The following is a 21942-nucleotide window of genomic DNA, read 5'->3' on the forward strand; positions in this document are numbered from 1 at the left end:
CAAGTTCCGATGCCGCTGGTCAGGAGTACTTCTCCCAGCTGTGATCAAGTCGCGGACCGCCCAGTTCGTGAAAGCCCGAGGTTAGCGAGCCCAGCCTGTGTCCAGTGCACGGCTTGCGTGGAACGCACTCAGCGCAGTCTTGACTGCAACAGGTGGTGGCGCCGGACGTTCCCCGCGCGGCTGAGCTTCTTGGGTCGGTCTTGCGTCTTCGGAGGCTCAGCGGGGGCATGCGCGGATGCACCGCGACGTCCGTTCGTATCGTGAATGCCCTTGCCTGCGGGGAAAGTGATGACTTGACTCCCCAGCTCGGATCATATCGCCGATGATGGGCAGACGTGCCTGCGCGCAGGTCTGCGAGCCCTGCGGTGAGGGCCTGCCGTGGTTCATGGAGGCGTCCCTCCGCATGGAGGCGACCTTGGCGAGGGGAGTCAGAGTGTCCGGCGGGTCGGCATACGACCAGTGGCAGAGCGTACTTGAGCAAGAGTTCTTTGGGCGGCATATGTCCGGCCATGCGACGGTCTTCTATGTAGATGTTCAGGTGGAGAGTTCGCTGAAGCGCCGCAATGGCCTGCCGATAGGGCTGACAGAGGCTGTGAGCGCCGAGTTGTATTGGGCCCGGCCCGCTGCGGTGTTCACCCGTTTGGAGTGGCGCTGCCGTCAATGGGCTTATGGAGACAGAAATAATGCCCCGCCGAGCTTGCCCTTGCTTGCGGCAAGTGTACTAGCTGCCTCGAAGATGGCGTCAGACGAAGCTATCTCATCCTCCAACTACTACCGGCGGCTAGCTGATGTATTCAATGTTGGTGAGCATGAACGAGAGACCCTGCGTGACCATTTCAGTTCTGTGGCTGAAATGTGGAAAGGGCTGGATGCGTGGCTTGAGTTGCAAGGCGGCGAGCATGGCCACAGCACAATCTCTGGCGACAGTCATCGGACGCGTATCGGCTACCCGATATCCCAAGCCCTTCTGAGGGAACAGGATCGGCGTATCCTCACCACCTTTTTTGCCGCCACCGGCGTCAGGCCCCGTAGCCCTGAAGGGTACCCAGGGCAGGAGATTATCCGGCGACTGCGGTTGTGGACTGCGGCGAATTCGCATGGCCTGTCCCGTCCGTTGCTTAAGGTGTTGCGTACAACCGACACTGGAGCCGAGGCTACTGATAAGCGTGCCGTTCTATCTAAGTTGCTGGAACGCCTGGTCGAACACTGGGACGGCACGCTGTATGAGGACGCTCCGCGGGCGCGGCGAGCATCAGCCTTGCGGCTCGTCCTTTCCGGGCGGGCCCGTCGGCTGCACTGGGCTGCTGAGGCGGCGCAGAACGCCTCGGCAACGATGGTTCACCACGAGGCGTTGGGTGTGCGCTACGAGCTCGTGGATCCTTACGGGGGTCTCTATCGGGGATTGGAAGAACTCGATGTTACGGCGCATCAGTTGAAATACGGGCTTGTGCTGGAGGGAGGCGATATCCATCTGGAATGGCTTCCTCAGTCAATTATCTTCTTTGCTGAAGACGAATACAGCAGCGATTTCGTTAGCGTTGGTGCCTTCAATCCTGGAGAGCCGCATATTCTTCTCGTGCCGAATAGTGAACTCTGTGGAGTTCGCTCCGCGCTTAGCGAGATTGCTGATAAATCTAGGGTCGTAGAGCGCAAGGCTCCTCTTGAAGGCTGGACGCTGATCAAGAACGTCGATTTGAAGGTCGCGGTCACCCCGGCAGTTCTACTCAAAGGCGGTGAGGCGTACACTGCGCACTTCGTCCCCTCGACTCGTCGCGGCATCCGGTTCATTGGCGGTCTCCGGATCGGCAGCGATCTCGGCCGTCACCATTATCTCCAGGGCGGCGTCCCGGACTGGTTGCTTCCTTGTGACGTATCCCAGGGAGAGGCCATTCTGCGAGCCACGCTGAGTGGCGACGACGGTAGTCATGTGCACGATTTCCCGCTACAGAAGGTACTCAGGCCCTTTCCGGCGCGACTCATGTCTTTGTCTGACGGGACATACCAACTGAGCACGACAGACCAAGGGAAGGAGACTTTTACCGTTTCGTCGGCGATGTGGGAGCGGCAGGCTCCCAGTGCCGGAAGCATCGGCCATCATTGTCACGGAGTTGCAGAGAGCGAGGCCATGCTGGTGGGTCCCAAGGCATCGGCCATCCTGGGCGCGAAGGTACCCGCGAAGCTGACGCTGCCAAGGACTGTGATGGTTCCGCGACGCGTCAAGGAGTTCATCCTCATCGGTGCGACGGGGCAGCTATTGCTGTTGGATCTGCCTGATGTTCCAGACTGGATGAGTGATCGACTTCCGGGTGAGGCATACGGCTACCAGGCAGAGGTGGCAGTGCCTGAGGGCTACGTCTGGGCGATTCAGCGCTCGCAGCGCCGGACGACGGTGAAATGCGTAGAGAGCGATGGACAAGCGTCGAATCCAGCTCCGACGGCGCACGATAAGGAATGGGCGGAAGCGGTGTTGTCTGCCGCCACAGCCGGAGCCGGGTCCTTGTGGGATGCGTATGTCGCAGCAGCGAGGCAGGTGCTGAAGTGACCCGGCCGAAGACTGCCGTTGGTGGGCTGTTGCTGCGTTGGGCAAGTGAGCTGGGGTCGGGACACATCACTGATCTGAAGCGCGGCGCCGCCTGGCTGGCACGTAGCGAGAATCTTCCTGTTTCACATGGCGCGGCGGGCCGATGGGTCAGGGACTGCCAGTCGCTGGGCCACCTTGATGTGGACTGGCGTTCTGGCCGCTGGAGCGTGGCACCCGGCGTACTCACCAGGCTGCCGTCTGCAGATGGCCTCGCCGCGCTCGTCGGGAGCCGCACGACCCGGCTCGAAGAACGTGTGATGCAGGCAGAGTCGGAGGACATCGCACTCATTAGGGTGCCCAGCTCACTCCCTGAGGCAGACATCCCGGTGCCGGACACTTGGTTGGTGCGGTACGAAGACTCGATGGAGCTCGCAAAGACCGCGGCGGGGCTGGGAGTTGAACACTGCGACTGCTTTGCGATCCAGGCAGCCGCTTGGCTTCCCCCGCTCGCGCCCGGTTCGCTGGCAGCGGCTCCGGTTTCTGATAGCGCTGTGGAGATGTACGACCTGAACCTAGAGCAGCCGGTGTTCGTGCCGGTCAAGCGCTGGGAAGGGGACGGGCTCTATCGATTCCGGCGCGCCGACCATCGTCTGGTGTGCCAGATATTTCGAGAAGGATCCTGGTATTCCGTATCTCAGGAACGCGGGATTTATCTGGAACTGGATCGGCTTGGGGTTGAACCTCGGAAGAATCTTCGCTGGTTTGTGGAAGAAGGGAGGGGACGGGAGCGCTTCGGCCGACTGATTGTTGACTGGGGGAAACCTCTTCCAGATCTCCAGCGGCGCATTGCCGTCATGTGCACAGCCCTGCCTCCCGAGTTCGGGGCAAAGTACAGGACGATCACCTATCGCAATGTTCCTCGTGCTGTCGCCGAGCGCATTGCTAGGTCACTTAAGCAAGAGCTCGGTGACAGGAACGACTGAGGAAGGTCTTACGGGTGTCCGGAGACAGTAATTCTCTTGATATTGACGGGTCGTTTGAGCAGTTGCGTGAAGCGCTGTTTCGTTACTATGACACGCCCTTCGGGTTGGCGGACCAGAAGCTCATGAAAGAGCGCCGCGAACTCCTTGACGTGGACGGAGGAGCCTGGCGAAGGCCGCTGATTGAGATCCGCCCGCGATACAAATCCTGCGGAGTGGATATCGCGGGGTCAGTGGCAGAAGCAGGGGCGTCTGCAGAGCTAGCAGAGTTGATTAGCGCTGGGCTGATGGAAGGCATTGAGGAGATGCACTCCCATCAGCACCGGTCTCTAGTGGCGGCAGTCCGGGACGGCAAGGATGTTGTTATCACTGCTGGAACCGGCTCCGGCAAGACTGAATCGTTTATGGCTCCTGTCTTGGCCGAGCTGGTGCGGGAGTCCGAGGACTGGATGCGGGGAAGGCCGGCGAATCCAGGGAAGTGGTGGTCCGGACAGGACGGCGCGTACGTCCCGCAGCGGCGTGGCGAAACCGGGCACCGGGCAGCGGTGCGCGCGCTGGTGCTTTATCCCATGAACGCGCTGGTCGACGACCAGATGATGCGGCTGCGCAAGGCACTCGACAGTGACGCGGCGCGACAGTGGGCTGACAAGCACCGCAACGGGCACCGCTTCTACTTCGGTCGGTACACAGGGGCTACCCCGGTAACAGGGGATCGGAATAACCGGCAGGCGGTAACGAAGCTTCGCACCCTGCTAAGAGAGACTGAGAAGCGGTCGAACCGAGCCAGGGAGGTTGCGGGCGGCGATGGCCAGTACTTCGTTCCACGCGTAGATGGCGCTGAGATGAGGTCGCGGTGGGACATGATCGATTCCCCACCGGACATTATGATCACTAACTACTCCATGTTGAACATTATGCTTCAGCGCCCTGAAGAGAGCGCGATCTTCGAGCAGACCCGGCAGTGGTTGAAATCCGATCCCGCAGCGAAGTTCACGCTGATTATCGACGAGCTGCATATGTACCGAGGCACAGCGGGAACCGAGGTTGCCTACCTTCTGCGCAACCTCCGCAGTCGGCTGGGGCTTGATCAACGTCCGGAACAGTTCAGAGTTCTTGCGGCATCCGCCTCTCTCGACCCACAGAGGGATGGCCAATTTCTAGAGGAGTTTTTCGGAATTCCGCAAGATCGGTTTGAGGCGCTGGGTGGTGAGCTCGATTTGCCGATGGCGGACACTGCTGATATCTCAGATTACGCGGGAACGTTGAGTAGTGTAGGGAAATCCCCCTCTGCTGCGGAGTCTGCGCAGGTACTATCCGAAACAGGAGCGCACCGGGCGCTTGTAAGAGCTCTCCACGATGGTCAGAGTCTCATCGCGAGACTGGACACGGATGCTGCTGAGATTCTCTTCCCCAATGAGGAAGAGGAAAAAAGGATGGTGGCATTTCGAGCCCTCCTAACGGTCCTGCGAACCGCAGATGAAAATGTGACGGGTCCACTTCCCAAGCTTCGCGGACACCTCTTCTTCCGGAACATCCCGGGAATTTGGGCCTGTTCAGATCCAGAGTGTTCTGGCGTGGAGGAACGGTTCGAGAGCGACGAACGGCGGGTAGGCAAGCTCTTCGCCCGTCCCACCTCCCGGTGCAGCAGCTGCATGTCCCGCGTCCTTGAGCTCCTCTACTGCCAGAACTGCGGCGATGTGATGCTAGGCGGCTACGCCCCAACCAAAGCAGTCACTGAGAAGAGCTTTGACGCCGACCTGCTGCATGACCTGCCGGACCTTGAGGCGCAGGCCGAGGGGGCGTCGCTAGGGGCGAGCGCGGCGAACTACATCGTGTACTGGCCGCGGACGCAAGAGCCCGTGATCGACGCAACTGACTTCTCGTGGACGAGGTCGACGGATGGGGGAGTGCGGAGCGCTGAGTTCAAGTTCAAGCGCAGCAGGCTCAGCCCACGCACGGGCCATCTGACCAATACCCGTGACCCGAGGGAGGCAACGGGCTGGTCGTTCCACACGAGGGTGCCCCAGTCGCGGACAAGGAAAGCCCTCAGCTTGGAGCAATTGCCTGCTGGCCCGACCCAGTGTCCCGCCTGTGGTGACGACTGGGAGATGCCAAGGATCCCGTCCGGAGTATTGAGCTTGGCTGACCGGCGGCGGATGAGGACGCCGGTACGGCCTATGCGCACCGGCTTCGAAAAGATCAATCAGGTCCTCACTACCAGCGTGCTCTCGGCGCTGGACCAGAAGAAGGCGGTCGTCTTCTCGGACAGCCGCCAGGACGCCGCCAAGATCGCAGCCGGCCTGGGCCTCCGCCACTACCAGGACCTTCTCCGGCTGCTGCTCGCTGAGCAAGTAACCGGTCAGGGGAACCCTGCCGAAGACGTAGATGTAGTGAGGAAGTTCCTCACCGGCGAGGATCAGAGTGACAAGGAAGTCGCCAAGGCAGCGCTGGGTCGGATGTGCGCACGTGACCCGAAGCTGGCTAAGGAGCTTGAGAGGATCTGGCAGCCGGGCCCACTGGACGATGAGCCGGAACCGGGCCGGGAGGAGGAACTCACCTTCCATCTAGGAAGATTCCCGCACTTGAGGGCACATGCCGCAGAAATGGAGGAGGCGCTCCTTGGTCTTGGCGTCAACCCTGGTGGCCCCAAGGACAGCCTGAAGCAGGTACAGCGGCAGAAGGGAGCTCCAGACCTGAACTGGGCGTCCATCTATGACTGGGGCAGGCAACCGGTTGAGCCAAAGGTGGGGATCGAGGAGCGCCAGCAAGCACTGCACGAGAGCATTCGGGAGTCGCTGCGCCGAGAGATGCTGGATGGACTTTTTGGAAGTGCTGGAAGGGACTTTGAGTCGCTGGGGCTAGGTTGGCTGGCCCTTTCCACGGACGCGTCACCCATCGACGTCGATCCGACGTCTGACATGGCGCTTGTGCGGTCTAGCCTGCGTGTGCTTGGCCACCTGCGTCGCTTCACGGGCCTGCGAACCGGAACGACTGATCCCCCCGCGCCCTTGCGGACCTTCTGGCAGGCCGTTGCCTCACACACCGGTCAGGATCTGGAGGACGTGCGTGGCAGGGTCGAGCGAGCGTGGGGCGATGCCGCGCCCGAGTACGTTATTAACCCTGAGAAGGTCTGCCTTCGGCCTGCTGGGCCATACATGTGGATCTGCGGGAAGTGCAAGCGCAGGCATCTCCACCGTGGCGCCGGTATCTGCACCAAACCTAAGTGCGGTCGGCCGCTTCCGGCCACATCTGGCCAGGTCACGCGAGCGGAAAACGACTATTACGCGTGGCAGGCGGCAGAGAAGAAGGGGAAGTTCCGCCTCAACTGCGCGGAACTGACGGGTCAGACTGACCGCTTGGATGCTCAGGCGCGGCAGGCACGCTTCCAAGAAATCTTCCTTGAGGGTGAGGGCAGGGAGGTTGAGGGGCCAGACAGCGTTGATGTCCTTTCGGTGACCACCACGATGGAAGCGGGAGTGGACATCGGCTCACTAGCGGTTGTGTTCATGGCCAACATGCCGCCCACTCGATTCAATTACCAGCAGCGCGTGGGCCGCGCTGGACGCCGTAGCGCGCCAGTAGCACTTGCACTGACCGTTTGCCGGGGCCGCAGCCACGATGAGCACTACTTCCAGGAGCCGGAGCGGATCACTAATGACGAGACGCCCGAGCCGTACCTTTCAACGGATATGCGCGACATCTATCAGCGCGTTCTAGCGGCCGAGGTTCTCCGCCGTGCGTTTGCGGCGGTCGGCGGTTTCGCAGCCGACGGTGACGAGCTAGATCCGACGCGCAATGTGCATGGGCAGTACGGCACCGTTGCTGACTGGGTGCGGGTACGGCAGTCCATCAGTGACTGGGTCAATGGACAGGCGCGGGAGATTGAGGGAATCGCAGCGGCTCTTGCCGCTCATACACGTGAGCCGGGACAGGCGAAGGATGCGGTCCGCTGGGTCCAGAACCGTCTCATTAGCAAGATTGATGAGATCACCGACGTCGCGCACGGTCACGGGGACCTCAGCCAGCGGCTGGCCGAAGAGGGCTTGCTGCCGATGTTCGGCTTCCCTACGAGCGTGCGCTACCTCTACACGCGCAAGCCTGAGAAGGCCTACCCCTGGCCTCCAGCTGGCGTGGTCGACCGTGAATTGCCCATCGCGATCTCGCAGTTCGCCCCGGGCGCGGAGACCGTGAAGGATGGGGCGGTCTACACGGCGGTGGGCGTCACGAACTTCCGGCCCGCGGGAACCTATGCACAGGCTGTTGCCGATCCGTTGGGGCCGACGCGGCACATCGGCCTCTGCCGTGCGTGTTCTCACGTGGAGGAGGTGATCGCGAAGGAGGCTTCAGCGGAGAGCGACGCCTTGCCGACGTGCCCAGCTTGCAAGGTCGCCGACGGCATGTACAGGCACATCGAGCTGCGAGAGCCCGAGGGCTTCTTCGCGCCCCCGGTCCGGCCCTTCAAGCGAGACTTTGATGGGAACTTCTCGTGGAGGGCTCGCTCGCTCGCACCCCGGACCGGTGCGAACCTAGAGACCGAAGCGAAGGAACGTGAGGTTGGCCCGGACAGTATCGCTGTCCACGCGGGCAAGGGCCGCAGATACGCTGTGAATGACAATGGTGGCAACTTGTTCCAGTTCGCCCCGCTACAGCCCAGCGACCGGTGGGCGGGCGCCTTCGCTGAAGTTGCCGCAATCGACCAGGCGCCGTGGTTCAAGGTTCAGTCGGAGCAGACAGTCAGCGTGGCCCTCGGCGCCATCCAGCAGACGGACCTCTTCCTCTTCGGCCCACGTGAGCCCGTCCTCCGTGAATACGGATACCGGCTTGATCTCGCACCCGTGCCGCATGTCAACGGCTTCCCCGATGACCGTACGGGCCGCAAGGCAGCTTGGTACTCCCTGGCAGCGCTGCTGCGGAAGTCCGCCGGGTCTTTGCTCGACATCCAGCCGTCCGAGATCGCCGCCGGTATTCACGGCGCGGTGACGAAGGACGTTGGCGCCAGGGTTTTCGCCTTTCTCTCCGACACCCTCGACAATGGTGCTGGTTACTGCACGCACCTGGCGGAGCCAGAAATCTTCGGCAAACTGATGAAGGCGATGGACGCCATGCTGGTGAAGTTCCGGGAGGGCAGCCACGGGCTCGAGTGCAGGGGTTCCTGTTACGAGTGCCTGCGTGACTACACGAACATGGCCTATCACCCGCTCCTGGACTGGCGGCTGGCAGCCGACCTGCTGGGGATCATGCAAGGTAGGAAGCTGGACGTAGACCGAGAGAACGCGCGCACTCTTCTGGAGAACTGGGCTGCTGATACAGCAGATGCAGGGTCAGTGGTGGAGCTGGCCAGCCACCCCGTGGTGATCTTCGATGAAACAGTCGTAGTCGCAGTGAAGAGTCCCTTTGAGACGGTGGGGAAGGATTTGGAGAGCGAGCGGCTCACCAAGGTCGGCGACGAGATTGCTCAGCAGGGATGGGACGTGGAGGAGGTCGTCTTCGTCGATGACTTCGTTCTGGATCGCGTACCGTCCCGGGTTACTGTCCAACTGGACAACTTCTTGAACCGGTAGCTGACCGAAGCCAGGTGCCCTGCCGCAACTCGGGTTACGGCAGGGCAATTTCGCTTGGCAGCTCAGCTGAGCTGCTTGCTCCGCAGGGCGTTGACAAAGCCGGTCCAGGCTGTGGAGTGCACCAGGAGTCGGCCCCTGTGTGGTTGCTTGCTATCGCGTATGACCGTGCTGTTGGCGATGAACGCCGTCTCTACACACTCAGTCTCGTTGCCGCCGCTGTACGACGACTTGAACCAGGCGGGGGCAGGAACCTCAATGTTTGTTCTCAGCATCCTTCAGGTCCTCCTTGGCATGGCTGATCAGCTCCCGTGATGCTTCGATGTCCAACGCTTGGGCGCGCAGGTATTCGAACGCAAGCCGGTAGCGATCGAGTTCCGCCTCCTTCTCCATGAAGACGGAGCCGACATGAAGGTCGACGTACACCACGTCCAGGGAGGGTTCGGCGCCACCGAGGATGACGAAGCTGCCGAGCGCTGCGCAGTGCGCGCCCCGAGAGAAGGGCAGAACCTGAAGCGTGATGTTCCCCGACTCGCTGGCGGCTAGCAGATGACTGAGCTGCTCGCGCATGATCTCGGGGGAGCCCATCACACGGCGGATGACGGATTCGTCAAGGATGGCCCACAGATGTGGGGCCTTGGGGCGACTGAGGATCTCCTGGCGCCGCATGCGGATATCCACGAGACGTTGAATCTCTTCGGGCGAGCGGCGCATCTCGTTGGCTTGTTGGAGCGCAGTGGTGTAGTTCCGGGTCTGGAGCAGACCCGGAACGTATACGCAGGAGAAGTGGTCCTCGCGTACGGCCTCGTCTTCGAGTGTGAGCATCAGGTTCATGGTTTCGGGGATGTGGTCGGCGAATGAGGCCCACCAGCCCTGCTGCTTCGCGTCTCTGGCCAGCGCAACAACGGCCTTGCGCTCAGCATCACTTGCTCCGTACTCACGGCAAAGGGCTTCAATGACTAGCCACTTGACGGGCCCCTCGGTGGTCTCGTACCGGCTGACCGTGGCCTTGGACACCCCGACGAGATGACCGGCTTCCTCCAAGGTCATCCCCTTGCGGGCACGTAGCTTGCGCATCGTCGCACCGAGATGGCGTCGGCGGGTTGTCGCCCTCGCTGACATGCGGATTCCCTTTCAGTCGCTCCGGAATGCTGCCCGGAGGTCCCAATGAGGCTAGGTCGTACGCGAGTTGACGCACTACCAGATTCACTCGATCGATGCACGTGAGAAGTTACACAGCGGGACTTCTCGCTGCCATACTCGCATCGAAGCGCTACGTAGTGCAGTCGTACGGATACGGCAGGCGCAGCACTGGAGTGGCAAGTGAGGGAGCAGCGACATGACCAGTCGTGACACCAATCAGACTCCGCACCGATACATGCTTCCGTTCAGAGCGTCCCCTGAAGTTCTCGGAGGCCTCCGGCGGAACGTGAGGGCGGAGCTGCGGTCTTGGGGCCTGTCTGGCCTTGCTGATGAGGCCGAGCTCGTTGTGACCGAACTCGCGACGAATGTCTTCAAGCACGTCGGTGCGGGAAGTGCCGCGACGCTTGTCATTGAACTGTGCACCGTCGGTGTCCGCGTGGAGGTTCACGACACGAGCTACAAGGTGCCAGCCCCCACTGAGGCGGGGTGCGCATCAGAGTGCGGGCGAGGGCTCCATCTGCTGGCCGAGATGGCGCGTGACTGGGGCACCGTTGTGACAGGTTCCGGGAAGGCAGTCTGGTGCGAGCTGGTGCTCACGGCGGACAGCGCATGCGCCAGCATTCAGCGGGCCAATAGGGTCGTTGGCGAGTACCGGGAGCTGGCTGGAGAATCGGCCCTTCCGCTGCTCAGCTGTCCGCAGGCTCAGGGGGAAGCAGCGACCAAGCTGATCGGAGATCTGCTTCATTGGCTGGCGGCCCAGGGCTGCGATCCCGACGAGGTCCTTGACCGTGCGCAGAGGCACTACGAGGCCGAAGTTGACACTGTCGCGTGATCTCCCAGCCTGGAGCATCGTTCGCTCAAGGGGTCCACTCGGGCTGTGTCATCTCGGCCCGCAGGGTGGCAGGTGTGCGCCAGGATTCTCCGGAGCGGCTCTTGTGGCACATCCGGTGGCAGTTGGCGCACAGGAATGCCAGATCGTCCAACGTGGTCTCGCGGGGGCCAGATATGTGGAGAGGCAGTACGTGGTGAACCTCGATGTAGCCCTTGCCGAGGGACCCGTAGAAGCGGCCGAAGTCGAAGGCGCAGACTTCGCATTGCAGAGGCTGGCCGTGCTTCTCGGCCTGCGCGATCTTGAGGTCCCGGAGGCCGCGGTCGCGCTCCCGATAGAGCGCCCAGCGGGCGAGGAGCCGGCCTTCGATGGCGTAGTTCCCTTGGTCGTCGACTTCGTCGGGATCTTCGGGAAGCTTGTGCAGTTCCCCGCTGCTGATCCCTTCGCGCAGCGCTGCAGCAGCCTCAAGCATCTCTGCGGGACGGTCCCTGAACGCGGTGACAGTCTCCTGGTCCAGATGCCCTCCCTTGGTGGAGACGCCCGTGTACTCGCTGTGCAGTGTCGCCAGGTTCGAGGATTTGAAGCGGACGCTGCCTGTGGACCGGAACTTGGGGTTGGCCTGGGCTGCGCCGTCGTGAATGGGCAACGACCGGAGCAGGTCGGAGAGCTCTGCTATACGGGGATCTCCGTGGTTGAGACTCTTCCATCCGTTCTCGACGACGAGAGCGCAGGCCAGCAGCAACTCGTCACGGGTCCATGCAGGGCTTGTCGGCATGGGCAATATCGTATGAGTGTTCGCTGTCACGTGCGGGTCGGTCGGAGCGCAATGATGTGTGACGCACACTTGGAGGCGGTCGCGTTGTCAGTGGGGTCTGTCACCCTCTGTAATGACTGGTGGCAATCGGCGCCGGTCGGGCATGTCTGGAAGGAGGGTGCATGACCAGCACCGAGAGGAAGCTCACCTCTGTTGAGATCTGCGCTGGGGCGGGTGGTCAGGCGCTAGGCCTCCACAGGGCGCTCTTCAGGCATCTTGCGCTGATCGAGATTGATTCGAACGCGATCGCCACGCTTGAGGCGAATGTAGTGGGCAACGAAGAGTGGGACGGGTGCAGGGTCAAGCAGGCTGACCTGACAAAACTCGAACCGCTGGAGTTGAGGCTAGAACTGGGGCTGGAAGCGGGCGACCTGGATCTTCTTGCCGGCGGAGTCCCATGCCCGCCGTTCTCGGTCGCGGGTAAGCAGCTGGGGCGGGATGACGACAGGGACCTGTTCCCGGACATGCTCAGGCTTGTGGACGAGTTTGAGCCCAAGGCCGTGATGATCGAGAATGTGCGGGGTTTGCTTGAGCCCGACGCGAAGTTCCGGGAGTACCGTAACTGGATCCTGGGAGAACTCGCGGACATGGGCTATGAGAAGTGCTACTGGAAAGTCCTGGAGGCCAAGGACTACGGGGTCCCGCAGCTCCGCCCGCGCGCGATCTTGGTGGCGTTGAAGAGGGAATATGTCCCGTTCTTCTCCAAGAAGAAGCCGGAGGCACTGCCTCTGGTGACAGTGGCGGAGGCACTGGAGGACTCCATGCGTGATCGTTTCAACGACGCCAACGATCCGCAGGCCGACGACAGGTTCAAGGAGTGGTTCGGCAAGGCATCGAAGGGCGTTGCGCCCACACTCGTCGGCGGTTCTAAGAAACACGGGGGCGCTGACCTCGGCCCGACCCGTGCGAAGAAGGCGTGGGAAGTGTTGGGGGTATGCGGACTGGGCGTCGCGAACACGCCGAAGGAAATGCACCGCTTGAAGAGCAAAGATCGTGATCTCTTCGCTAAAGCCGGACCTAAACTCACGGTGACTCAAGCGGCGATCATCCAGGGATTTCCTGAGGACTGGAAGTTCACTGGTAAGAAGACCGCTGCATACCGGCAAGTAGGAAATGCGTTCCCGCCGCCAGTCGCGCAGGCGGTGGGGGAGCAGATCAGGAAAGCACTTGAGGCTGCGCAGAAGGCCGGCGTGGTGGCCCAGGTGCGGCAGAAGCGGGCTGAGGCCAGCGAGGGGCGCGACAGCGGAGAGCTATTCAGCGTGGCTGATCTCTCAGCCGTGGCCATCCCGGAGCCGGCTGACCGTAGCGGCGATCTTGAGGACGCAGTCGTCGGGTGATTCGTGTTCCCAGAACCGAAGCACGGTCCACCCGGCTTCACGGAGACGCTCATCGGTGTCCCGGTCGCGGGTCACGTTTCGCGTGACCTTGTCTGACCAGTAGCCAGGGTTGGTCTTCGGCGGGGCGTAGTGCTCTGGGCAGCCATGCCAGTAGCAGCCGTCGATGAACACGGCCAGCTTCGCCGGACGGAAGATGATGTCTGCCGTCCGGCGAAGCCCGGGTAGGGGCTTGGCTGCTACCCGATATCGCAGCCCCTGCGCGTGCAGAAGCCGCCGCACTAGCAGCTCCGGCTTTGTGTCCCGGCTCCGAATCGCCTGCATGTTCCGGCGTCGGGCGGCCGATGAGGCCCAAGACCCTTCCGGTGGCTCCCAGTTGTTGTCGCTATCCATCCTCGGGAATTCCTGCATTCTTGAGCACACGTAGCTTCTCGTCTTTGCTGAGCGATTTTGTTTGCCGCACTTTATTTCGCACTATAGCTGGAATCATGTCGAAATCCAGGTCGAGTGACCGGAGTTCATAGACGTTGATTCCTTCCACTTCGTGCCAGTCGACGTCGAATCCAAGCTCACGTAGCTCCCGTGTCCTGCGCTCGGTGTGTACGTCGTCGCCGGTCACGATACGTAGCATCGCCGCTGGTACTGGCCGGGATAGGGTTTCGTGAAGCAGAGAGAAGAGGCGTTCGTGAGTCCTGCCGCCGTAGGGAGCGCTTAGGAGTCGTTCCGGGACTGTCTCTTTGTAGCGGGAGTGTATTTGCTGCTCGACCTTCGAGTGCAACGTTCTGAACTGGAGGTTCTCAGACGGCAAATGCATCAACATGCGGGCCTGCATAGCGCGGGCAGCGATGTCCTTGGCGTACGTGTATGCCTCGAACAGCGACTGAGGGTCGCTATGGGATGAGATCTCTGAGAGGAGATTACTCAGGGCGTGCTTAGCATCTGGCTTAAGCTGCTGCCACTGGTCCTGCGGAGACTGATGGTTGACCATGAGATTAGCTTCATCCTTCCGATGCGGGGTGTGTTTGACTCCGCCTTTCCTTATTCCGCCCTCTCGACGTCCAGTTGCCGGGCGGCGAGTTGCTGCATAATCTGCCTGTCATGGCGCGATGCGCAGTTCACGGCCTGGACGAACCAAGGTGCGATCCACGACGAACTCCGGTAGGGCCATTCGCCTAGATGGAGACGGCGGCCGGGCAGCCATCCGGGGTCTGGCTGTGTCTCCGAGCGAGTCGCAGGCAGGACCGACACGTCTGGTTCCTCTTCGAAGCGCCGACGCCGCTCGAGTTGTGCCGTGATGCCGATCAGCCACCAAGTGAACAGCAGTCGGGAAGCGGCGTCGCTGATGCTGTCTAGCAAGGACTCATCCAGTCCAGCTGCTTCGAATGAAGCTGCAATGAGATCCGGTCGCGGCTGAGCATGGACGGCTTCCTGCTCTGTGATCACGACCTCGATGAGGTTCTCAGCCGCGCGATCGATCTCGGCGTAGGTTGCTTCGGCGATCTCCGCGTCCAGGAAGCGGTTCACGCCTCGATAGAACTCGCCTGGTGTCTCGATTCGTAGCTCAGCGCCGGTGCGCGCCCTCAACTCACTTGCCAGGGAAGGCCAGGGGCGCGAACCTCTTCCGTTACCCGCTGGCTGGTACCAGTCGTCCTTCGTGTCATTGGAGACGAACAGCAGCTGCGAGCGCTCTGTCGAAGCTGCCATGTGCTCGATCGTCTCCTCCCAGAGCAGGAAGTCCCCCGATGAAGACAGGGGGGTACCCTTTCCTGCGTCCGCAAATCCAGGCGGGATTTGGTTAGGGAATCTATATGTCGCTGCTTCATCCACGCGCCGCCGAATTTCGGTCGGATCTGGAGGCTCCGCGATCTTATCGCCGAATAGTGCGGCTACCTGAGACAGTACGGGGTCGCCCTTTTCTACTGACGAAATGGCGAGATCGTACTCTTTGAGCCGCTGAATGTGATCGCCGAGTGCCTTGGTCCACTCGCTGAGCAGTGCCCTAACGGCCTGATCTGATATATCAGATTCAAGAGCTTCTTTAGCTTTGGTGTCTTGCGCATACTTGAGAAGCAAATCCTGGACGAGCTTTCGGGCATCCAAAATGGCTGTTCGCGCCTCTCCGATCTTGCTTTGAAGATTTTTAGACGCGGCTTCCAGGGCTTTCTTTCTGCCGATGATGATGCGATGGCGATTTTGGACGAACTCAAGCCCAACCTGATGCGGGAGCCACAGTCTCTGTTGCACGCTTTGGAGGGCTTCTAGGACCTGCGTGCGGGCGGCAGGAGTGTACTCGTAGAGGCTGAGCAGTACGTTCGTATCGAGTACAACAGTCCCATGGGTGAAGAACTGCCGCCGGTCGGGGCTGTCCTCGGACGGACCGCTCTGAATCCAATCCCGGTACTGCCTGATCAACGGGTAGTCGTTCTCCGGGCCGACCACTGTTCATCTCCTCTTTCTGCTAATGGAGGTACGAATCTGATGATCCCGCGTTTGGTGTGGCGCCGCCACTAAATAGGTCCCATCTCTTGAGGGATCTGCAGCTCCCTGTGACGCGGTTCGCCTTGCGCGGAAGCTGAGTGCTCAGGTGCTGGCTGCCGGACCCGGCTCTCCTGGGCCTCTGGGAGCCGAGGTGCCGGATCCGCAGCTTCGCCAGGCCTTGCGATGACCCAGTAGCCCCCGTCGATAGAGGCTTGAGGGCGGTCGTGGTGTTCAGGCCGGGCACGTGCTACTCGATGGGCTACGAACTCACCTTCGCTTGGCACCGGGCCCCCTAGGGCTCGGGCCACTGCTTGGTGGGACTGGTAGTCGCCGAGGATGATTATTCCCTCCGGGCGCAGAGCTGGACGTGCCCGCCCCTTGTCTCCCTCGCGCACCCGAGCCATGTAGTCAAGTTGCTGAGCGGCAGTACGCACAACACCACGGCCGATTCGTTTGCCGTGTACGGAGCGGAAAAGTTCGCGGACGCGGGCCTGCCCCTTGTTCTTGCCTGGGATCAGGATGCGTGCCCGAATTTCCTCATTGAGGTGGAGCAGGACATTCTCTGGGAGTTCTGCATCTTTCCAGAGCCAGCAAATCTTGTCGCGGTGCCTGGATTTGACCGTGAACTTCATGTCTCTATTGGTCCCGCCATTGAGCCATTCACGCTCTATGCGCAGCAGGCCGGCGCTCCATTGACTCAAGTGGTCGTCAGCCCACACGAGCAGGCAGAGGTGACCGAGAGCCTCTGGTGGGATCATCCACATGCCAAACCGTTGTGAGTATTTGCAGTCCACTTCGATACCGGCGATCCGGTAGTCCGTGGCGTCCCCATCCTCGAACGTGAACTCTCGTTGGAGATTGATCTCCACAAGGGTCCCCGCGTGGGTCTTCTCTGTCTTGAAGAGCGTGTTCCAGTCGTAGCGACCGGTTGCTTCACCGTTGAGGAGTTGATCGATCGTGTTGCGGAGGACAGCGGCGAACCGTCGGCCATCTGGATCAAGCTGCAACAGGCGATCGCGGACGGTTATGAGTTCGGCGTCGCGACGCACGGCTTCGTCGAGGGCGATGCTATTCGCTGCAATTACATCTATGGGAAGCAAGTGAGACCTCGACTAGTTCTGAGCTTGCCGTAACGACAACTTCGTGAGCGCGGCATGAGTGCACATTAAATTCAGTGAGCGTGCAGCTGGCATGTCGGAATTCTGGATAAGGAGCCCGGTGGGTTGTTCACCGTGGCGGCCATCCGTCCGCTCCGTGGCACTCCCCATAAACCTGCACCACCCCACACCAACAAGCCGCGCCCCTCTGCGGCGGCCACTCCACCGCCAACCCCCGCGCCGCCAGCGTCGTCGCGTACTGCGGTAGCAGCGTCGCGTCGGCCGGCGACGAGCCCTCCGATGCTGCGAAGGCCTCGTACGACGGGACCGTGCCCGTCACGATGCCCAGGTTCGGGGTGCCTGAGGAGGAGAGCTCTCGTAGGGAGGACTCTATGGTCGCCAAGTGCTCCTCGTGGGACGGGTATTCGGTGGTCAGGCCCGGGTACGCCGTGACCAGTTCGCTCAGTTCGTTCGCCGGCCAGTGCAGGACCGCTACCGGGAAGGGGCGGGACAGGGCCTCGCGGTACGCGCCCAACTCTGCCCGGAGACGGGAGATTTCGGCCTGCAACTCCGCCGGGTTGTCCGAGCCAAGGGACCAGACGCGCTTGGGGTCGTGCAGCTCGTCCAGGGAGACCGAGGACGAGTGGAGGGTGTCCGCCAGGGCGTCCCACTCGTCGTGGGGCGAGCCGAGCATGCGGCGCACCCGGTGGCGGCCGAAGAGCAGGGCGCGGGTGGCGTAGGGGGGCTCCGGGACGTCTGTCAGGAGGAGGGTCGCGGCTGCCGTGAAGGTGTCCTGGGCCGCTTCCAGCTCGTCATGGGATTCCAGGGCCTCGGCGACGATCACCCAGGGGGCCGGGTCCCGGGGGGCGGCTGCGCGGACTCCGGCGATGATCGCGCGGGCCTCCGCCTCGTGGCCGTACTCCCAGAGGTTGGAGGCTTTCAGCGCTCGTACGAGGTGGGGGTTGTCGAGAGGGACGGACGACGACAGTAGGCGGTCGTAGAGGGCTGTCGCGGTGGGGCGGTCGCCGGAGAGTTCCCGGTGGGCGGCGGCCTGCAGGAGCAGGTGCTCGGCGTCCTCCGGGTAGAGGTCGGCGGTCCGCTCCAGGCGTGCCGCTTCGGCGTTGTGGTCGACGTTCTCGGCAGGCGTGTCGGGGCGCATGGACGACACGGTACTGCCCGATGGGGGGCGGAGGTGAGGGACGGGTTGAGGTAGAGACAGGGGTGCGTGGAGCAGGCCAGGCGGCGCGGGAAGCAAGAGCGCCCTCCGCGCCGGGCCGCCCCGAGCTGGGGCGCGGGCCGGGGGTGACCCCGGCCCGCGCGCCCGCGTTCGACTCCGGTCGGCTCCTTAGATCGTCACCCCGTCGATCTGCAGCGTCTGCACCGCCCCCGCCGCGAACGGCACCGCCACCGACTTGCCGCTCAGGTGGGTGTCCGAGTACGCGCGGTAGCGGTCGCTGCCGCCCGAGGTGTGGGTGTTCCAGCGGGGGACCAGGCCGTTCGTGCCGCCGGTCACCGTCGTGAAGCCCGAGAGGTTGAAGGTGAAGGTCTGGGCAGACGACGCGGTGTTGATCGCCACGATCACCAGGCGCTTCGCCGCCGCGTCGTACGCCGCCGCGGTGTAGCTGGAGCCCGCGTCCAGGATGGTCATTCCCGGGCGGATGTGGCGGCTGAACTGTGCCATGACGTAGTACTTGGTCTGGACTGTCGTCGGCTGGAGTGTGTTCGCGTCGTACGCGATCATCGCCCAGCCCGCCGTCGGGTCCATCACCTGCCAGTAGACCCAGGCCGTGGGGTGCAGCCAGCGGAAGTCGTAACAGAGGTTGCGGGCGAGGGTCCAGCCCGTGCCGTCGCTGTCGCCCGTCTCCGAGTTCCAGAGTTTCTTGCCGGCGGTGGTGACCACGTCCGTGTAGAGGAGGTCGCGGCGGCCGTTCGCGCCCTGGTAGCCGTGTACGTTCACCTGGCTGACCAGGGCCTTCGTGGAAGCGCCGAAGGAGTTCCATGTCGAGCGGGCCGTGTCGTAGTTCGTCTCGTCGGAGGCCGAGATGCGGACCGACGTCAGGCCGCGGGCGTCCAACTCGCTGCGCATGTACGGGAGTACGGCGGCCTGGACCGCCGGGTCCATGTGGCAGCCCTCCTGGGTGCCGGTCGCCGTCCACCAGGAGGCCGCCGGCTCGTTGAAGGGGTCGACCGTCGCGAAGTTCACGCCCCAGTTGTTCTTCGCGTACAGGGCCGTCGCCGCCAGGTGGGAGGCGTGCTGGCGGTAGTTCCAGGTCTGGAGGTTGTTGCCGCCGCCGGAGGCGCCCGAGGGGTTGTGGTTCGAGCACATCCACCACATGGGGGAGTTGGCGAAGAGTTCGGTCGTCGCTCCGCGCGCCACCGCCTTCGTCAGGGCCGCGCGCTGGTTGGTGTCCGCCGTCCATTTCCAGGCCGAGGAGGTCGGGTTCTCGTTGGTGTAGTCCTGCCAGAAGCCCTCGATCTGCTTGAAGGCGGGGATGTTGGCGGACTTGACCATCGACTCGCCGGCGATCGAGTTCGAGCTGCACGCGCCGAGGTTGTAGCGGGCGATGTTCATGCCCAGGCCGGGCAGGGCCGTGCCGTTGTACGTCGTCGTCTTGGTGGTGAACCACAGGTCGGCGAAGTCGTCCCGGGCGCCGAAGACGTTGGCCCACCAGGCGAGCGAGGTGCCCCAGCCCTCCCAGGTGCCGTACTTCGTGGCCGGGTTGATCGCGATGGTCGCGTCCGCGTGTGCCGTGCCTGTGCCGAGGGCGGTGCCCACCACCGCGCCGCCTGCCGCGGCCAGGAGGGCTCTGCGGCCGAAGGCCGTCGGGGGGCCTTCGGCCGCCGGGGTCTGTGTGGCCGGTCTCGCCTGGTCGTCCTTGGGGTCGGGGGATGCAGTCATGTCAGCTCCGGGGGATGCGGGTGCCGAGGGGAGGGAAAGGTGGGGTTGGGGGGCCGGCCACCTTCCGAACTGCTCAGTGCAGACAACTACTTCAGTTACTTCAGTGCAGACAACTACTCAGTGCGAACAACTGCTCAGTGGGGACAACTGCTAGTAGCGACATCGGAAGAGTCAGGGGTGAAAGGTGAGGTTGTCGAGAGGTGTGACAGCGCTTTCTCCTATTTCTTTCAAGGGTTGTGAGAAGGGGAGATGAAAGTCGCCCACCCCCGCGCGCTCTGGATCGCCGCCGAGGGCGCCGTCACCCTCGGACTCGTCCTCCTGCTCTTCGTCGCCCATCAGCTGTGGTGGACCAACAGGCAGGCCCAGGAGGGGGCGGCCCGGGAGGTGGCCGCGCTGGAGAGGGATTGGGGGAGGGATCGGGGGAGGGAGCGGTCGGCCACGGGAGAGAGCGACGAGGGGCCGGGGCCGGTACCGCTCGCCGCCCCGGCCCCGCTCGCCAGTCCGTCCGCGTCGCCCCGCCCCGCCGAGGCCTATGCCGTCCTCGTCGTCCCCCGCCTCAGCCTCCGCGTGCCCGTCGCCGAGGGGGTCGGCCGGGCGGACGTCCTCGACAAGGGGTACGTCGGGCACTACCCGGGGACCGCGCAGCCCGGCCGGCCCGGGAACTTCGCGCTCGCCGGGCACCGCAACACCCACGGCGAGCCCTTGCGCCACCTCGACCGGCTCGAACCCGGCGACGAGGTCCGCGTCGAGACCCGGGACGCCGTCCACACGTACGTCGTCGACCGGACGCTCCCGCAGACCGCGCCCGGCGACGGCGGGGTCCTGCGGTCCGTCCCGCGCAGCGACGTGCGGCCGTCGTACGGGTACGGCGAGCGCGGCCACTACCTCACGCTCACCACCTGCACTCCCGAGTACACCTCCACGTACCGCCTCGTAGTCTGGGGGAAGCTGCGCTCGGTGCGGCTGAGATGAGAGCATGTGTGCGAGTACGCCCGAGTGAGCCCATGAGTCCGGGTGAGCCGCGACCGAATGGAGAGGGGGAGAGCCGTGATCCGTGACTGGGTCGGTGCACGTCCCGCCGCGATCCTTCTGCTGCTCCTCTTCGAGGTCGCCGTCCTCGACAGCGGCACGCTCTGCGCGGCCGTCGCCTTCGCCGCGACCGCCGCCGCCGGCTCCGCGTTCGCCGCCTGCGCGGTGATCGCCTCGCGCTGCGCGCCCGTCGTACCCCGTACGCGCGTACGGACAGCCATACGGGACCGTGAGCGCCGTACGGCGTTCCTGTCCCAACGCGATCCCGACGCACGCGGCCGTACGCGGCCCCGGGCGCCCGGACGTGCCCTCCTGACGGCCACCGCGTAGGGCACGCTCCCAGCCACCTGACTGCACGTGCCCCTTCTCGCGGGCCGTCGCGCCATGCCCCGGTCACCGGACGACATCACCGAACGACGTCATCGAACGGCGTCTTGTCTCCGGATGACGACTTCCTGGCACGACGAGACCCCTGGAGGGCTCCCACTCATGTCCGTTTTCGCCGACCTTGTCGCGCATCTCGCCGACCTGCTCCAGCCACTGTTCCACGCCTCCGCGACGGCCGTCGCGATCGTCCTGTTCACGGCACTCGTACGACTGCTTGTGCACCCCCTGTCCCGGGCGGCGGCGCGGGGGCAGCGGGCGCGGGTCGCGTTGCAGCCGCAGATCGCGGAGCTGCGGAAGAAGCACGCGAAGAACCCGGAGAAGCTGCAGAAGGCCATGCTGGAGCTGCACACGAAGGAGAAGGTGTCGCCGCTGTCCGGCTGCCTGCCCAGCCTCTGCCAGCTGCCGGCCTTCTTCCTCCTCTACCACCTGTTCTCCAACCGGACCATCGGCGGCGAGGCCAACGCTCTCCTCACCCACAAGCTCTTCGCGGCCCCGCTCGGCGACCGCTGGCACGACGCGCTGGGGGACGGCGGTGTGTTCGGGCCGCAGGGGCTCGTCTATGTGGGGCTGTTCGTGATCGTCACGGGGGTCGCGGCGTTCAACTTCCGGCGTACGAAGCGGATGATGGCGGCGGGTACGGCCGGGATGCCGACCGTGTCGGACGAGCAGGTGCCCGGGATGGCGGCGAGCATGGGGGCCGTCAGCAAGTTCATGCCGTTCATGTCCTTCTTCACGCTGGTCAGCGTGGCGGTGGTGCCGCTGGCGGCCGCGTTGTACGTGGTCACCAGTACGACGTGGAGTGCGGTGGAGCGGGCGTTCCTCTACCCGCTGCCCGCGGCCGGGGCCGCCGCGGGCGCGCCGGCGGCGGCCGTC

17 protein-coding genes are annotated in these 21942 nt (G+C 63.4%); 8 read left to right on the forward strand and 9 right to left on the reverse strand.

Translation table 11 applies throughout. The features are described from left to right. Nucleotides 1-403: 403 nt before the first annotated feature. Genes AWZ10_RS52050 through AWZ10_RS44360 form a run of 3 tightly spaced genes read left to right on the forward strand, consistent with a single transcriptional unit; the run spans nt 404 to nt 9062 of the window. Nucleotides 404-2542 carry a hypothetical protein gene (locus AWZ10_RS52050; RefSeq protein WP_159058587.1) on the forward strand — a complete coding sequence of 713 codons (2139 nt, stop codon included), beginning with the start codon at nt 404-406 and terminating at the stop codon, nt 2540-2542. Further along, entirely contained in the window at nt 2539-3504 is a 966-nt protein-coding gene (locus AWZ10_RS52055; RefSeq protein ID WP_159058588.1) for a hypothetical protein, read from the forward strand. Before AWZ10_RS52050 ends, AWZ10_RS52055 begins: the two co-directional genes overlap by 4 nt. Nucleotides 3505-3518: 14 nt before the next feature. Further along, the gene (locus tag AWZ10_RS44360; RefSeq protein WP_060894016.1) at nt 3519-9062 is read left to right on the forward strand and encodes a DEAD/DEAH box helicase; all 5544 of its coding nucleotides are present in this window, start codon (nt 3519-3521) and stop codon (nt 9060-9062) included. A gap of 62 nt (nt 9063-9124) precedes the next feature. On the opposite strand, the gene AWZ10_RS49580 is transcribed toward AWZ10_RS44360, so the two are convergent. Together AWZ10_RS49580 and AWZ10_RS44365 are read right to left on the reverse strand one after the other, a co-directional pair. Beyond that, nucleotides 9125-9334 (reverse strand): DUF397 domain-containing protein, encoded by a 210-nt coding sequence (locus tag AWZ10_RS49580; protein WP_079104700.1) that lies wholly within the window; start codon nt 9332-9334, stop codon nt 9125-9127. Then, nucleotides 9315-10181 carry a helix-turn-helix domain-containing protein gene (locus tag AWZ10_RS44365; protein ID WP_060894017.1) on the reverse strand — a complete coding sequence of 289 codons (867 nt, stop codon included), beginning with the start codon at nt 10179-10181 and terminating at the stop codon, nt 9315-9317. Before AWZ10_RS44365 ends, AWZ10_RS49580 begins: the two co-directional genes overlap by 20 nt. A 217-nt stretch (nt 10182-10398) precedes the next feature. Here AWZ10_RS44365 and AWZ10_RS44370 point away from each other — a divergent pair, with 217 nt between their 5' ends. Continuing rightward, nucleotides 10399-11034: an ATP-binding protein gene (locus AWZ10_RS44370; protein WP_060894018.1), complete on the forward strand. Its 636-nt coding sequence runs from the start codon at nt 10399-10401 to the stop codon at nt 11032-11034. A 25-nt stretch (nt 11035-11059) separates the two neighbouring features. On the opposite strand, the gene AWZ10_RS44375 is transcribed toward AWZ10_RS44370, so the two are convergent. Further along, nucleotides 11060-11806, reverse strand: a complete 747-nt coding sequence (locus tag AWZ10_RS44375) for an HNH endonuclease (RefSeq protein WP_060894019.1) — start codon at nt 11804-11806, stop codon at nt 11060-11062. A gap of 161 nt (nt 11807-11967) precedes the next feature. On the opposite strand from AWZ10_RS44375, the gene AWZ10_RS44380 reads away from it, so the two are divergent. After that, entirely contained in the window at nt 11968-13182 is a 1215-nt protein-coding gene (locus AWZ10_RS44380; RefSeq protein ID WP_060894020.1) for a DNA cytosine methyltransferase, read from the forward strand. On the opposite strand, the gene AWZ10_RS49585 is transcribed toward AWZ10_RS44380, so the two are convergent. From AWZ10_RS49585 to AWZ10_RS44410, 6 genes are all read right to left on the reverse strand, one after another. Then, nucleotides 13117-13572 (reverse strand): very short patch repair endonuclease, encoded by a 456-nt coding sequence (locus AWZ10_RS49585; protein ID WP_079104701.1) that lies wholly within the window; start codon nt 13570-13572, stop codon nt 13117-13119. The genes AWZ10_RS44380 and AWZ10_RS49585 overlap by 66 nt on opposite strands. Beyond that, nucleotides 13565-14167 carry a hypothetical protein gene (locus AWZ10_RS52060; protein ID WP_159058589.1) on the reverse strand — a complete coding sequence of 201 codons (603 nt, stop codon included), beginning with the start codon at nt 14165-14167 and terminating at the stop codon, nt 13565-13567. The genes AWZ10_RS49585 and AWZ10_RS52060 overlap by 8 nt, the downstream gene beginning before the upstream one ends. Before the next feature lie 50 nt (nt 14168-14217). Beyond that, a complete protein-coding gene (locus AWZ10_RS52065; RefSeq protein WP_159058590.1) occupies nt 14218-15618 on the reverse strand; it encodes a PIN-like domain-containing protein in 1401 nt (466 codons plus the stop codon). Between the two features lie 68 nt (nt 15619-15686). Continuing rightward, nucleotides 15687-16706, reverse strand: coding sequence for a NaeI family type II restriction endonuclease (locus AWZ10_RS49590; protein ID WP_244172773.1), 1020 nt, complete (start codon nt 16704-16706; stop codon nt 15687-15689). A 178-nt stretch (nt 16707-16884) separates the two neighbouring features. Beyond that, a complete protein-coding gene (locus AWZ10_RS44405; protein WP_060894025.1) occupies nt 16885-17913 on the reverse strand; it encodes a tetratricopeptide repeat protein in 1029 nt (342 codons plus the stop codon). A gap of 186 nt (nt 17914-18099) precedes the next feature. Further along, nucleotides 18100-19653 (reverse strand): glycoside hydrolase, encoded by a 1554-nt coding sequence (locus AWZ10_RS44410; RefSeq protein ID WP_060894026.1) that lies wholly within the window; start codon nt 19651-19653, stop codon nt 18100-18102. A gap of 249 nt (nt 19654-19902) precedes the next feature. On the opposite strand from AWZ10_RS44410, the gene AWZ10_RS44415 reads away from it, so the two are divergent. The 3 genes from AWZ10_RS44415 to AWZ10_RS44425 all read left to right on the forward strand — a co-directional run. Continuing rightward, on the forward strand, nt 19903-20625 hold the full coding sequence (locus tag AWZ10_RS44415; RefSeq protein WP_060894027.1) for a class E sortase: 723 nt from the start codon (nt 19903-19905) through the stop codon (nt 20623-20625). Nucleotides 20626-20700: 75 nt separating this feature from the next. Then, on the forward strand, nt 20701-21012 hold the full coding sequence (locus AWZ10_RS44420; RefSeq protein ID WP_060894028.1) for a DUF6412 domain-containing protein: 312 nt from the start codon (nt 20701-20703) through the stop codon (nt 21010-21012). Nucleotides 21013-21171: 159 nt separating this feature from the next. Then, a partial coding sequence (locus AWZ10_RS44425; RefSeq protein WP_060894029.1) for a YidC/Oxa1 family membrane protein insertase occupies nt 21172-21942 on the forward strand: 771 nt, incomplete at its 3' end.

Source organism: Streptomyces europaeiscabiei, from assembly GCF_001550375.1.
Lineage (GTDB): Bacteria > Actinomycetota > Actinomycetes > Streptomycetales > Streptomycetaceae > Streptomyces > Streptomyces europaeiscabiei.

Bases quoted from the DNA above. Each gene is read 5' to 3' on its own strand.
- AWZ10_RS52050 (WP_159058587.1), top strand. From the start codon at position 404: ATGGAGGCGACCTTGGCGAGGGGAGTCAGAGTGTCCGGCGGGTCGGCA.
- AWZ10_RS49580 (WP_079104700.1), bottom strand. From the start codon at position 9,334: ATGCTGAGAACAAACATTGAGGTTCCTGCCCCCGCCTGGTTCAAGTCG.
- AWZ10_RS44365 (WP_060894017.1), bottom strand. From the start codon at position 10,181: ATGTCAGCGAGGGCGACAACCCGCCGACGCCATCTCGGTGCGACGATG.
- AWZ10_RS44370 (WP_060894018.1), top strand. From the start codon at position 10,399: ATGACCAGTCGTGACACCAATCAGACTCCGCACCGATACATGCTTCCG.
- AWZ10_RS44375 (WP_060894019.1), bottom strand. From the start codon at position 11,806: ATGCCGACAAGCCCTGCATGGACCCGTGACGAGTTGCTGCTGGCCTGC.
- AWZ10_RS44380 (WP_060894020.1), top strand. From the start codon at position 11,968: ATGACCAGCACCGAGAGGAAGCTCACCTCTGTTGAGATCTGCGCTGGG.
- AWZ10_RS49585 (WP_079104701.1), bottom strand. From the start codon at position 13,572: ATGGATAGCGACAACAACTGGGAGCCACCGGAAGGGTCTTGGGCCTCA.
- AWZ10_RS52060 (WP_159058589.1), bottom strand. From the start codon at position 14,167: ATGGTCAACCATCAGTCTCCGCAGGACCAGTGGCAGCAGCTTAAGCCA.
- AWZ10_RS44405 (WP_060894025.1), bottom strand. From the start codon at position 17,913: ATGCGCCCCGACACGCCTGCCGAGAACGTCGACCACAACGCCGAAGCG.
- AWZ10_RS44410 (WP_060894026.1), bottom strand. From the start codon at position 19,653: ATGACTGCATCCCCCGACCCCAAGGACGACCAGGCGAGACCGGCCACA.
- AWZ10_RS44415 (WP_060894027.1), top strand. From the start codon at position 19,903: ATGAAAGTCGCCCACCCCCGCGCGCTCTGGATCGCCGCCGAGGGCGCC.